This is a genomic window from Intrasporangium flavum, from assembly GCF_001956915.1.
Taxonomy (GTDB): domain Bacteria; phylum Actinomycetota; class Actinomycetes; order Actinomycetales; family Dermatophilaceae; genus Monashia; species Monashia flava.
This window is the reverse complement of sequence record NZ_MLJO01000008.1, coordinates 22054-34558: the sequence shown is the minus strand read 5'-3', so window position 1 is coordinate 34558 and position 12505 is coordinate 22054. Positions and strand designations below refer to the sequence as shown.

Annotated in this window: 13 protein-coding genes; 6 read left to right on the top strand and 7 right to left on the bottom strand. The window is 74.9% G+C overall.

Annotated features, from left to right (window positions below):
* Positions 1–19: 19 nt before the first annotated feature.
* Genes BIV28_RS06745 through BIV28_RS06730 form a run of 4 tightly spaced genes read right to left on the bottom strand, consistent with a single transcriptional unit; the run spans position 20 to position 3699 of the window.
* Positions 20–397, bottom strand: coding sequence for a DUF6188 family protein (locus tag BIV28_RS06745; protein ID WP_207555822.1), 378 nt, complete (start codon positions 395–397; stop codon positions 20–22).
* On the bottom strand, positions 394–1749 hold the full coding sequence (locus BIV28_RS06740) for a hypothetical protein (RefSeq protein WP_076260429.1): 1356 nt from the start codon (positions 1747–1749) through the stop codon (positions 394–396). Before BIV28_RS06740 ends, BIV28_RS06745 begins: the two co-directional genes overlap by 4 nt.
* Positions 1746–2075 (bottom strand): hypothetical protein, encoded by a 330-nt coding sequence (locus BIV28_RS06735; protein WP_076260428.1) that lies wholly within the window; start codon positions 2073–2075, stop codon positions 1746–1748. The genes BIV28_RS06740 and BIV28_RS06735 overlap by 4 nt, the downstream gene beginning before the upstream one ends.
* Positions 2076–2130: 55 nt before the next feature.
* Positions 2131–3699, bottom strand: coding sequence for an MFS transporter (locus BIV28_RS06730; RefSeq protein ID WP_242652807.1), 1569 nt, complete (start codon positions 3697–3699; stop codon positions 2131–2133).
* A gap of 103 nt (positions 3700–3802) precedes the next feature.
* Between BIV28_RS06730 and BIV28_RS19675 the strand changes: the two genes are divergently transcribed.
* A complete protein-coding gene (locus BIV28_RS19675) occupies positions 3803–4792 on the top strand; it encodes an alpha/beta hydrolase (protein WP_207555821.1) in 990 nt (329 codons plus the stop codon).
* A 9-nt stretch (positions 4793–4801) separates the two neighbouring features.
* Here the strand turns inward: BIV28_RS19675 and BIV28_RS06720 are convergent, their stop codons facing one another.
* Positions 4802–5758 (bottom strand): 1,4-dihydroxy-2-naphthoyl-CoA synthase, encoded by a 957-nt coding sequence (locus BIV28_RS06720; RefSeq protein ID WP_076260426.1) that lies wholly within the window; start codon positions 5756–5758, stop codon positions 4802–4804.
* 35 nt (positions 5759–5793) lie between these two features.
* Here BIV28_RS06720 and BIV28_RS06715 point away from each other — a divergent pair, with 35 nt between their 5' ends.
* The 4 genes from BIV28_RS06715 to BIV28_RS06700 all read left to right on the top strand — a co-directional run bounded on the left by BIV28_RS06715 (position 5794) and on the right by BIV28_RS06700 (position 8494).
* On the top strand, positions 5794–6279 hold the full coding sequence (locus BIV28_RS06715; protein WP_076260424.1) for an NUDIX hydrolase: 486 nt from the start codon (positions 5794–5796) through the stop codon (positions 6277–6279).
* Positions 6280–6399: 120 nt separating this feature from the next.
* Positions 6400–6699 (top strand): hypothetical protein, encoded by a 300-nt coding sequence (locus tag BIV28_RS06710; RefSeq protein WP_076260423.1) that lies wholly within the window; start codon positions 6400–6402, stop codon positions 6697–6699.
* Between the two features lie 32 nt (positions 6700–6731).
* Entirely contained in the window at positions 6732–7736 is a 1005-nt protein-coding gene (locus BIV28_RS06705) for an o-succinylbenzoate synthase (protein WP_076260421.1), read from the top strand.
* Positions 7733–8494 (top strand): 3-keto-5-aminohexanoate cleavage protein, encoded by a 762-nt coding sequence (locus tag BIV28_RS06700; RefSeq protein WP_076260419.1) that lies wholly within the window; start codon positions 7733–7735, stop codon positions 8492–8494. Before BIV28_RS06705 ends, BIV28_RS06700 begins: the two co-directional genes overlap by 4 nt.
* A gap of 19 nt (positions 8495–8513) precedes the next feature.
* Here BIV28_RS06700 and menD read toward each other — a convergent pair whose 3' ends face one another.
* Together menD and BIV28_RS06690 are read right to left on the bottom strand one after the other, a co-directional pair.
* On the bottom strand, positions 8514–10337 hold the full coding sequence (gene menD / locus BIV28_RS06695; RefSeq protein WP_341350198.1) for a 2-succinyl-5-enolpyruvyl-6-hydroxy-3-cyclohexene-1-carboxylic-acid synthase: 1824 nt from the start codon (positions 10335–10337) through the stop codon (positions 8514–8516).
* Between the two features lie 6 nt (positions 10338–10343).
* Complete coding sequence (locus BIV28_RS06690; protein WP_076260417.1) at positions 10344–11639, bottom strand: isochorismate synthase; 1296 nt, start codon at positions 11637–11639, stop codon at positions 10344–10346.
* 170 nt (positions 11640–11809) lie between these two features.
* On the opposite strand from BIV28_RS06690, the gene BIV28_RS06685 reads away from it, so the two are divergent.
* Entirely contained in the window at positions 11810–12502 is a 693-nt protein-coding gene (locus BIV28_RS06685; protein ID WP_076260415.1) for a demethylmenaquinone methyltransferase, read from the top strand.
* Positions 12503–12505: the final 3 nt, after the last annotated feature.

Here is a 12505-nt window from a genome sequence, read left to right as displayed (position 1 = left end):
CCCGTGGAGGTCTCAAGTATCAGTCGCGCCGGGGGCCCCACTCGGTGAGCCTGCCGCCCGGCCCGCACACGATGATCTCGCCCCTCGGCCCGTTGAGCTGCCAGGATTCGTAGTCCACACCGACGGGGCACTCGATCACGAAGTCGTCGAGCGAGAGCGTGAGGTCCCCTCGATCCGAGACCGAGAGCCCTGTGATCTTCCGCCCGATCAGTGCCCGAACGCTCTCGGGCGGTTGATCCTCCTGCGCCGTGGTGTCGACATGTTCGGCTACATGGTCGGGACGCCGGATGACAGCGTCGCCGGCCAAGGTGATCTGCCAGTTGTCTTCGGTCCACAGCATGAGCGCGAAGTCCAACTTGGCAATCTCCAGCACCTTGTCACTGAGGCTCGGAATCATGGGGCCCATCCTCTCGGCACGTCGTAGGTCCCGTCGGGACGAATCGGTATGTGCGTCTCGGGTTCCTGTCTGGGCCCGGGCTTGCCATCGAGCTTCAGAACTTGGCCGTGGTCGTTGTAGAACCGCACGTAGCCGTCGGGGTTGAGATCGTCGGGATCCATGATGCGTATCGAGCTCGCGTCGTCGGGCTGACCCTTCGGAGCATTCATCTTCGACGGGTCCTGCCAGACTTCACCCTTGCCGTTGTCGGCGACGCGTCCCTTCCACGTGGGGCCGGCCGTGTCCGGGCGCAGGGAGTCCGGCAACGGGTCGCCGGGGTTGCCCCGCGGCGGGGCCGGACCGCTCGCCTCCTGCAGCAGCGTCACCCCGTTCTCGGTGGCGTGCGCGCCCAGCTGCGTGGCTCCGTGCGTCGCGGTGACGGCTCCGGCGGTCACGAGGCCGGCGGCAGCCACGTTGATGGGCACGCCGGCCACCGCTCCGACGCCCGTCACGTCGAGCCCGAAGCCTGCGACTTCACCACCTGCGCCGACGACCGTCATCGCCGCCCCGGCCGCCATCTCGACGACGTCGCCCGGGTTCTGCGCCATGGCCTGCAGGACACTCGCCGAGCCGTTGACGACCGGCACCACGGCGTCGTTGTAAGCGTCCGTGGCGGTCGCTGCCACGGCGCCGCCGGCCGTCTCCCACCATCGCTCGTCGCGAACGGTCGTGAACCCGAACCGGGGTCGCTGCGCCGCAACCACCCGCTCGTGGACGAACGGCAGGCCGTGCAGCATCGCAGCTCGGGCGCCCGGCGCGCATCCGGACCCGGCGCTCGGGACCGAGCGCGTCACGGCGTCGAGGGCTCGGGCGCAGCTGTTGGCTGAGGCCGCGAGCTCGTCGAGGGCGGCTCCGTGCTCACGCCGGATGCCGCGCAGCTGCTCGTCCAGGCGAAGCCGCGCTCGGTCCTCGAGCGTCCGTCCGGCTGAGGGGTCCGGGGCCGCTCCGGCGATCGCCACGGCTCGGGCGTGCTCAGCGCGTGCGGAGTCCGCGCGGCGTGCCAGGGACGCCACCACGCCCTGCGCGTGCTCGAGGGACGTCGCATGGGTTCGCAGGGCGCCGGCGGCTGCGGCGAGGCCGGGCGCGAGGGCTCGGGCTCGGGCCGTCACGACCAGCGCCTCGCGGATGGCGCGCCCGGCGTCCACGCCCTCCCAGACGAGCGCGAGCTCGTCGGTCGCGTCGGTCGCGAGGCCACCCAGCCGGTCGGATGTGGCCGCGACGGCCCTCAGGCTCCCGGCAGCCGCCCGCAGCGCGTGGGGATCGCCACGCGGAGGGACGATCGAGCCGTCCCCGTCGGAGGGCCAGGAGCTCATGAGGCCGGAGTGGTCGGCGTGGACGACGCAGCGGCCATCGCGGCGGTGGCACGCTGTTCGGCCTGCTCGGCGGACGTTGCCGTGGCCCCGACTGCGGCACCCAGCGCCTCGAAGGCCACGGCCAGGCCGTCGAGCGCGGCCACGTGGGTGTCGACGAAGTTCGTGAGACTGCGCGAGAGCCCGGCCGGAGGAGCCGCGCCGAGGGCGGCCAGCGCGTGGTCTCCCGCCCTGCGCGCGGCGACGGTGCAGTCGGTCGCTGCCGTACCGGCGTCGAGGATGGTCGAGCCCGCGCGGCGGGTGCCGTCCGTGTCGATCGCGTAGGCCATGTCGCGACCGTAGGAGAGCAGCGACGACGCGCGTGGGCGTCATCCACAGGACGCGTCAGGCGCGACGGGGGCGGGGCCTCTGCGGTGCGGGGGCGTAGCGGGCCGCCACCCGCTTCTGCCGGGCCGCGACGACGACGGTCCAGGCGACGGCGGCCGCGCAGACCGGGAACCCGACGTGCGGGTCGAGCGGCAGGACGATGCCGAGCGCGCCGCCCAGCACCCACAGCATCTGCAGCATCGTCTCGGACCAGCCGAACACCGACGTGCGGACGTGCTCGGGGACGTCACGCTGGACGAGGGCGTCGAAGCACAGCTTCGCCAGCTGGGCCGAGAGCCCCTGCGCGAGGCCGAGCAGCGCGAGCGTCCAGACGCCGTACCAGATGCCGGTGAGCACGCAGCAGACCGTCGCGACGAGCACCGAGACCATCGCGACGCGCTCCGGGCGCTCGTCGTGCACCCGGTCGCCGAGGACGGTGCCGAGCACGTTGCCGATGCCGATGGCCGCCGCGAGGACGCCGAGGACGACCGGGCCGGGCACGTCGCCGACCGGGTGCTCCTTGGTGAGGAAGGCCATGAACAGGATGAGGAACCCGGTGAGGACCCGCGTGCCCCCGGTCGTCCACATCGCGTGCAGCACGGGCCACGGGATGGAGCGCTTGCGCCGACGGAAGCGCCCGAGCGGACCGGACGAGTCCACGGTCAGGACGCCCGACGCGTCGGTTCTGCCGGAGCCGGGCCGGCCCGTGGGGATCGGCACGGTGTCCTCGGGGTCGGCCTCGCCCGCGGCGGAGTCGACGCGGGCGGGCAGCCGGATGGCCTGGACGGTGCCGAACACGAACACCGCGAACGCGACCCGCAGCGCCCACGTGGGCCCGGCGAGCATCGCGAGACCGCCGAGGGCGCCGCCGAGCAGCGCACCCGCCACGCCGGCCATCGACACCCGCGAGTTCGCCCGCACGAGAGTCGTGCCCGCGGGCAGCAGGCGCGGCACGGCCGCCGCGCGGGTGATCGTGTAGGCGCGCGACGCCACGAGGCAGCCGAGCGCGGCCGGGAAGAGCCACACGCTGCCGGAGGTCACCGCGTCGGCGAGCACCCAGCACAGGAAGGCCCGCAGCGCCGTCGTCGTGCCGATGGCCCACCGCCGCCCGTGACGGAACCGGTCGAGCAGCGGCCCGACGAGCGGCGCGACGAGCGCGAACGGCACCATCGTGACGAGGAGGAACATCGCCACCTGGCTGCGGGCCTGGGCGGTGGCCGGGTTGAGGAAGAGCGTCCCGGCGAGCGCGAGAGTCATGATCGTGTCGCCGGCGGTGTGGCTCGCGTGCAGCTCGGTCAGCCGGGCGAGGCCCGACTCGCCCGCCCCGCCGGAGTGCGTGTAGGCGTGCGCCTTGGCCGCCGCGAACCGGCCGCCCCTGGCCGTGATCCGGGCGGTGCCGCCGGCCGCTCGGCCGATGCCTCGCCCGATTCGACGACCGACGCCGGGCCCCGAGGCCTGCCCAGCGCCCTGCCCGGCAGCACCCCCGGCAGCACCACCGCCGCGGGTTCCCTGGCCCTTCGCGGCGCGACGCGGCCGGCCCCCGGCGTCCGGGACGCCGCCGACGGTCCGGTCGCCGTTGCGCTCCACCCCTTCATCCTGCCCTGCCCGACGGGCGGCCGGGCGCGTCCCACTCCGCGGACCGCGATGTGTCGGGACGCCACCGGGCCCTTCACGTCGTTACCCTCGTGCCGTGGTCACGGGGTCCGGGGAGGGGAACGGCTCCGGGCCGAACGCGCCCCCGAGCCGCCGACGCCGTCGCGTCCCGCGGCTCGCGGTCGTCCTGGGCCTGACCTGGCTCGTCGTGCCGCTCGTGCTCTTCCTCCTCGCCCGCGGCACCCTGCTGGCCGGCCACCCGGCCCACCTCGTCGCCCTCGCGGTCGCAGGTCTGGTCGGCGTCGTCCTGCTCGTGCTCGCGCGGGGTCACGACGACGACCACCCGACGCACCGGCGTCGGTGGGGGATCGTCCTCGGCCGGCTGGCCGGGGTCCTCGTCAGCGCCGTGGTGCTCGGCGGGCTCGTCTGGCTCCAGCCGTTCCCGGCCACGGCCGCGGCCGCCTCGGCGATGGCCGGGGAGCCCGACGTGCGGGTCGTCGACGTTCCGTCCGGCATCGTGCTGTCCCCGCGCGACCAGACCCCCACGCGTGCCCTCGTCTTCCAGCCCGGCGCTCGCGTCGACCCGCGGGCCTACGTGCCGATCCTCACCGAGGTCAGCCGGGCGGGCTACCTCGTCGTCGTGGTCAAGCAGCCCTTCGAGATCGCGCTGCTCGCGACGGGCGCCCCCGGGAACGTCATGGCGCGCCACCCCGAGGTGACCCGCTGGGCGGTCGGCGGCCACAGCCTCGGCGGCGTGGCGGCGGCCGACTACGCCGCGTCCGACCCCGCACGTGTCAACGGCCTCGTGCTCTGGGCGTCCTACCCGGTGGGCTCGCTCGCCGACCGTGCCGACCTCGCCGTGGCGTCGGTCAGCGGCAGCCGCGACGGGTTCACGACGCCGGACGACGTCGCCGCGAGCCGCGCCCTGCTGCCGGCCTCGACGGCCTTCACCGTCGTCGACGGCGCGGTGCACTCATCGTTCGGCGACTACGGCACCCAGCCGGGCGACGGCACGCCGACCGTCGACCACGAGACGGCCCAGCGGCAGATCGTCGCGGCGACCGTCGCCCTGCTCGCCCGGATGTGACCCGGCGGGTCAGAAGTACCAGGGGAACGGGGTCCAGTCGGGGTCGCGCTTCTCGAGGAACTGGTCGCGGCCCTCGACGGCCTCGTCGGTCATGTACGCCAGGCGGGTCGCCTCACCGGCGAAGACCTGCTGGCCCATGAGCCCGTCGTCGGTGAGGTTGAAGGCGAACTTCAGCATCCGCTGGGCCTGCGGGCTCTTGCCCATGATCTCGCTCGCGACCTGCAGCGCCTCGGCCTCGAGGTCGGCGTGGTCGGCGACGATGTTGACCGCGCCCATCCGGTGCATGTCCTCGGCCGAGTACGTGCGGCCGAGGAAGAAGATCTCGCGGGCGAACTTCTGGCCGACCATCTTGGCCAGGTAGGCGCTGCCGTACCCGGCGTCGAAGCTGCCCACGTCGGCGTCGGTCTGCTTGAACTGGGCGTGCTCGCGGCTGGCGATGGTGAGGTCGCAGACGACGTGCAGCGAGTGACCGCCCCCGGCCGCCCAGCCGTTCACGACGGCGATGACGACCTTGGGCATGGTGCGGATGAGGCGCTGGACCTCGAGGATGTGGAGGCGGCCGCCCTGGGCCTTGACGCGCGCCTCGTCGACGGTGTCGGCGGTGTCGCCCTCGGCGTACTGGTAGCCGGAGCGGCCGCGGATGCGCTGGTCGCCGCCGGAGCAGAAGGCCCACTTGCCGTCCTTGGGGCTCGGGCCGTTGCCGGTGAGCAGGACGACGCCGACGTCGGGGGACATCCGGGCGTGGTCGAGGGCCCGGTAGAGCTCGTCGACGGTGTGCGGCCGGAAGGCGTTGAGCACCTCGGGACGGTCGAACGCGACGCGCACGACGCCGGACTCGGGCCGCGGTCGCCCCTCGACGTGCCGGCGCCGGTGGTAGGTGACGTCGGTGAGGTCGAACCCCGGCACGACCTCCCACTCGGCGGGGTCGAAGGTCTCGGACACGCTCTCGGGGCTCGCGCTGCTCACGGGGCGACTGTAACGGGGTGGCTAGGGTCGGTCCCATGCCGATCCCCCCGTACGTGGCCCACCTCCGCACGATGATCGGGACCGAGCTGATGTGGATGCCCGGCGTCACCGCCGTCGTGCTGCGCGACGCCCCCGGCGGGGGCGTGCAGGAGGTGCTGCTCGTGCGCCGGTCCGACAACGGGGAGTGGACGCCGGTGACCGGCATCGTCGACCCGGGGGAGGACCCGCACGTCACCGCGGTCCGCGAGGTGCTCGAGGAGGCCTGCGTCGTCGCCGAGGTCGAGCGGCTCGTGTGGGTGTCGGCCTCGGGCCTGGTGACGCACGTCAACGGCGACCTGGCCCAGTACCTCGACCACACGTTCCGCTGCCGTTGGGTGTCCGGCGACCCGCGGCCGGGCGACGACGAGTCGACCGACGCCGGCTGGTTCGCCCTCGACGAGCTGCCGGAGATGCGGCTGCTGCACCGCGAGCGGATCGCCACGGCCGTCGACAACCCGAGCGACGTGCGCCTCGGCCGCTGACCCGTGACACCTGTCAGGGGGAGGACCTGACAGAGCGCGGAGCGGCCCGACGCGTGCGCGACCTACCGTCGAGGTGTCAGGTCGCGGCGCCCGCCGGGACCGGTCCAGAGGGAGGCAGTCGTGTTCGCACCGCGTTGGCTCATCGCCGCCGGCATCGCCCTCATCGCCGTGTCGCTCGGCGCAGCAGGGCACGGGCTCTGGTGGCTCGTCGGGCTCGTGTTCGTGCTCGGCCACGGCCGCCACCGCTGGGAGGCGTGCGGGCACCAGCGTCACCGCGACCACCGGGGCGACCGGGGCCACCGGCGCGAGGTCGGCACCGCGGCTCCGACCGCGTCGGGGCACGTCGACCCGACCACGGACCGCGGGCCCGCGCAGCCCGACCCGACGCACGACCGGCACGAGGCCTTCCCACGGCGCTGACGGCCCCGAAGCCGGTCGGCGATGATGGGGACATGACGCCCCTCCCGCCGGTCGACGCCATCCTCGACGCCGCGCACGTCGTCGCGCTGCCGATGCGGGTGCGCTTCCGCGGCGTCGACGTGCGGGAAGCAGTCGTCTTCGAGGGGCCCTCGGGCTGGGGCGAGTTCGCGCCCTTCACCGAGTACGACGACGCCGAGTCCTCCCGCTGGCTGACGGCCGGGATCGAGGCGGCGTACGGCTCCTGGCCCGCCCCGCGGCGCGAGTCGGTCCCGGTCAACGCGACGGTGCCGGCCGTCGGGCCCGAGCGGGTCGCCGACGTGCTCGCCCGGTTCGACGGGTGCACGACGGCCAAGGTCAAGGTCGCCGAGAAGGGCCAGGCCCTCGACGACGACGTGGCCCGCGTGGCTGCGGTCCGCGAGGTGATGGGTACCGCGGCGCGGGTGCGCGTCGACGCCAACGGCGCGTGGGACCTCGACACCGCGGTCGAGGCCCTGACACGCCTGGCGCCCTACGACCTCGAGTACGCCGAGCAGCCGTGCGCATCGGTCGAGGACCTCGCCCGCCTGCGGGTTGCATTGGCGCGCAGGGGGATCGACGTGCCAGTGGCAGCGGACGAGTCGATCCGCAAGGCCGAGGACCCGCTGCGGGTGGCCCGGCTCGAGGCGGCCGACGTCGTCGTCGTCAAGGTGGCGCCGCTCGGTGGCGTGGCCCGTGCGCTCGAGGTCGTCGACGCGTGCGGCCTGCCGGCCGTCGTCAGCTCGGCGCTCGACACGAGCGTCGGCATCGCCGCCGGTGTCGCGCTCGCGCGCGCCCTCCCGGCGCTCGACCACGCCTGCGGGCTCGGCACGGTCAGCCTCTTCGAGCGTGACGTCGCGGCCGACCCGCTCCGGCCGCGCGCCGGGCTGCTCGACGCCACGCGGCCCGCCCCCGACGCCGCGGCGCTCGCAGCCCTTGCCACCTCCGAGGACCGCCGCGCCTGGTGGGTCGACCGGCTCCGTCGCTGCCACGCCCTGCTCGACCGCGAGGTGGCGGCATGATCAAGGCCTGCCTCAACGGCGACCGCCACCCGCAGGCGCGACCGCGGGTGCCGGTGACTCCTGACGAGCTCGCGCAGGCGGCGGCCGACGCGGTCGAGGCCGGCGCCTTCATGGTGCACGTCCACCCGCGCGGCGACGACGGCCTCGAGACCCTCGAGACGCGTCACGTCGTCGACGCGGTGACGGCGATCCGCGCCCGCACGCCCGGGCTGCGGGTCTGCGTGTCGACGCGTGCCGGGATCCTGAACGCGCAGCGGCGCACCCTGGCGCACGTGTCAGAGTGGCCCTCGCCCGACCTCGGCGGCCCCGACTGCGCGAGCGTCAACTGGCACGAGCCCGGCGCGGTCGAGATCGCAGAGGCGTTGCGCGAGAAGGCCATCGGCGTCGAGGCGGGCATCTGGACGCCCCGCGCGGCCACGGCTTTCGTCTCCACCAACTGGCCCTGGCAGGTCGAGCGGGTCCTCGTCGAGACGATCCCCGGCGTCACGCCCGGGTCGGACGGCGCGTGGGCGGCCGAGCGCATCCTCGCCGCGCTCGGCATGTCGGCGGCGCCGGTGCTCGTGCACGGCGAGGGGCGGTGGGCCTGGCCCGTGCTGCGGTGGGCACAGGCGTCGGGCTACGACGTGCGCATCGGGCTCGAGGACACCTCGGTGATGCCGGACGGGAGCGCCCCGCGCGACAACGCCGACCTCGTCGCCGCGGCGCTGCGCTCCGAGCCGGGGACGCCCTCGCAGTGGCCGGTGCCCGACCCGGGCTGACGGGTCGGGGTGGTGGTCCTCAGGCTCGGCGGGGCAGGACGCTCTGCGCGAGCTCGCGCAGCCAGCGCGCCTCCTCGCGGCGGCCGTCCCGTGGCACCGGCACCTCGAGCACGCGGATGCCGGTGGGTCGCTCGTCGAGCGCGGCCGAGAGCCGCTCGAGGGTGGTGACGCGCTCGTGCGCGACGTGGTGGGCCGCGCAGAGGGCGCCGAGGTCGGTGCCGTGCGGGGTGCCGAAGACCCGCTCGAAGGCGCTGGCGTAGCGGCGGTCGCCCTGCTCGAGGGTCGCGAAGATCGCGCCGCCGTCGTCGCTGAGCACGACGAACGTGAGGTCGGGCCGCGGTTCGGCCGGGCCGATCAGCAGCCCGTTCGCGTCGTGGAGGAAGGTGAGGTCACCGAGGTAGGCGATGGTGCGCGAGGCCCGGGGCCGGCCGAGCGCGACGCCGACCGCGGTCGAGACGACCCCGTCGATGCCGGCGAGGCCCCGGTTGCCGACGACGAACCGGTGCTCGAGCGGCGGCCAGGGCACGCCCATGACGTCGAGGTCGCGCACCGGGTTGGACGAGCCGACGACGAGCGAGGTGTCGGCGGCCACCGCCGCGGCGACGACCGAGGCGACCTCGAGCGGCGAGATCGCCTGTCCCGCAGGGCGACCCGGCACTGCATTCGGGCCGCGCAGGCCGGCGTCGATGGCCGCGCCGAGCGCGTCGTCGGCCGACTTCCACGCCTCGAACCACGCGGCGTCGTCGGGGCCCTCGACGCGCGGCACGGCGTCGACGACGCGCGCGACGCGTCCGGGGTCGGTGGCCACGCCGTCGCGCCCGCGCACGGCCACGACCTCGAGCGAGGGGTCGCTGAGCAGCGCGGTGACCGGGCGGGACAGGGTCGGGTGCCCGACGACGACGACGCGCTCGACGTCGCGGCGCAGGTCGGTGGTCAGCAGCAGGCGACCGCAGCGCAGGGCCCGGCGGCCGATGCGGGCACCGCTCGTCGGCTCGGCGAGCATCGGCCACCCGGCCGACTCGGCGAGCAACCGTGCGGCGGGCCCGGCGTCGTCACCCGCGACGACGAGGGTGCGCGGTCCGAGCGGCAGAACCTCGCCGTCGGCGCGCAGCCGGACCGACGGCTCGAGCCCCGGCTCCGCCTCAGGCCGCTGGAACTGCGCCGTGGCGGAGTTGGCGCGGCTTTCGGACGCGTCAGGCCGCTGGAACTGCGCCGTGGCGGAGTTGGCGAGGTCGGGCGAGCCGGCAGCGGCGTCGGCGAGGTCGGAGGACGCGGCTGTCGGACGCTCCCACCACGTGTCGCGCTCCGCGCCCGCGGGCAGCAGGTCGCCGTCGAGCTGGACGTTGAGGTGCGCCGGCCCGGGCCCTGCGCACGACGCGGCCACGGCGGCTGCGAGGTCGGCGTCGGGCGTCGCGGCCGTGAGGTCGTGGCACGGCGCGAACCCGCCGAAGATCCCGGCCTGCTGGGTGGTCTGGTTGGCGCCGGTGCCGCGCAACCGGTCGGGCCGGTCGGCGCTGACGACGAGGAGCCGGCGCCCCGTGTGGTGGGCCTCCATGACGGCCGGCAGCAGGTTGCCGACGGCGGTACCCGACGTCGTGACGACCGCGACGGGACGCCGCGAACCGGTCGCGAGCCCGAGGGCGAGGAAGCCCGCCGACCGCTCGTCGACGCGCACGTGCAGGCGCAGGTCGCCGCACTCGTCGGCGGCGTCGAGGGCCAGGGCCAGCGGGGCGTTGCGCGAGCCGGGCGCGAGCACGACGTCGCGCACGCCCGCGCGCCACAGCTCCTGGAGCACGCGCAGCGACAGCTGCGGCGCGCTGCGGTGGCCCTCCACGGTCGGCACGTCCGGTCAGTCGCCCGCGAGGGCGTCGCGCATCGGGATGAGCTTGGCGATCGACTCGGCCACCTCGGACTCGGGGTCCGAGCCGGCGACGATCCCGCAGCCGGCGTAGAGCGTCAGCTGCGAGGCGTCGCCGGGCGCGTAGGCGCCGCTGCGCAGGGCGATGCCCCACGCGCCGTCGCCGTCGGCGTCCATCCAGCCGACCGGGCCGGCGTAGCGACCGCGGTCCATGTGCTCGAGCTCGCGGATCAGTTCGACGGCGCGGGCCGTGGGTGTGCCGCCGACGGCCGCGGACGGGTGCAGCGAGGCCGCGAGCGTCAGCGACGACGCGTCGTCGGCGCTCACCGCGGCGACGTCGGTGGCCAGGTGCATGACGTTGGGCAGGTGCAGGACGAACGGCGCCTCGGGCACGTTCATCGACGAGCAGTGCGGGGCGAGGGCGTCGGCCACCGACCGGACGGCGTACTCGTGCTCCTCGAGGTCCTTGCTCGAGCGGGCGAGCGACGCGGCGAGCGCGAGGTCCTTGGCGTCGTCGCCCGTGCGGCGGATCGTGCCGGCGAGCACCCGGGAGGTGATGAGCCCCTGGTCGCGGCGCACGAGCAGCTCGGGCGTCGCGCCGAGGAGGCCGGCCACCGAGAACACCCACGTGTTCTCGTAGCGGTCGGCGAGGCGGCGCAGGATCCAGCGCGGGTCGATGGGCGCCGACGCGGTGGCCACGAGGTCGCGGGCGAGGACGACCTTGTCGACCTCGCCGGCGCTGATCCGCTGCACGGCCTCGGCGACCGAGTGCGCGTAGTCGGCCGGCGACACCGCGCCGTCGGCGAAGGCGATGCCGGTGGGCGGGTCGGGTTCCGAGGCCGGCTCGGGTGCCTCGGTGGTCGGCAGCTGCGGGCCGGTCGAGATCGTCGTCAGCCACGTGACGCCGTCGCGACGCCCGACGATCGTCGAGGGCACGACGAGGCGGGCCGACTCGGCGGAGTCGTCGGCGAAGGGAAAGGAGCCGAAGCACACGAGGCCGGAGCCGGGGCGCGCGACGTCGTCGCGGACCACGGCGTGGCGCGTCACCTCGCGCCACCAGGCCTCGGCGTCGCGGAAGCGCCCGGGGCCGCGGGCCTCGAACGAGAGGGCGACGCCCCAGCCGACGAGGCCGTCGCCGCGTCGCACCCACGAGACGAGCTCGTCGTGGGGGACGTCGGCGGGCAGGTGCCGGAGCAGCGGGGTGTCCGAGGTGAGCGGCACCGACCGGACGACGACCGTCGGGCCCGCGGCGGGGGAGGCCGCCTCGGCGGCCGGGAGCGTGGACATCGCCTCAAACTCTACGACCGCCGGACCCGTCCCCTCACCGCGTGGCCGTCACGTGCGCCGACCGTCACACCGAGGTCGGGTCCCGACGACCCTGCTGACGACCGGCGGAGCGTGGGGGAGCGGGCCGACCGGGACTCGGCGCGGCACGTGGTGGGTGCGAGGATGAGCGCATGACCCGTGCCCAGCTCGACAAGAAGCCGGTCGACGTCGCGTCGATGTTCGACACCGTCGCCGAGAAGTACGACGTGACCAACGACGTGCTCTCCCTCGGGCAGGACCGGCTCTGGCGCCGGGCCGTCGTCAAGGCCGTCGACGCCAAGCGGGGGGAGCGCATCCTCGACATCGCCGCCGGCACCGGCACCTCGAGCGAGCCGTGGGCCGACCGCGAGATCGAGGTCGTGCCGGCCGACTTCTCGCTCGGCATGCTGCGCGTCGGCCGGCGGCGCCGCCCCGACATGGCCTTCACCGCGGCCGACGCGATGAGCCTGCCGTTCGCCGACGAGAGCTTCGACGTCGTCACGATGAGCTTCGGGCTGCGCAACGTCGCCGACACCGCCACGGCGCTGCGCGAGTTCCTCCGCGTCACCAGGCCCGGGGGCCGGCTGCTCGTCTGCGAGTTCAGCCAGCCGGTCAACAAGGCCTTCCGCACCGTCTACTCGAACTACCTCATGCGCGCGCTGCCCCCGGTGGCCCGCCGCACCTCGAGCAACCCCGAGTCCTACGTCTACCTCGCCGAGTCGATCCGTGCCTGGCCGCCGCAGGGTGAGCTCGCCGCGGTCATCGAGCAGGCCGGCTGGACCAACGTCCGGTGGACCAACCTCACGGGTGGGATCGTCGCGCTGCACGGCGCGACGAAGCGCTGACGC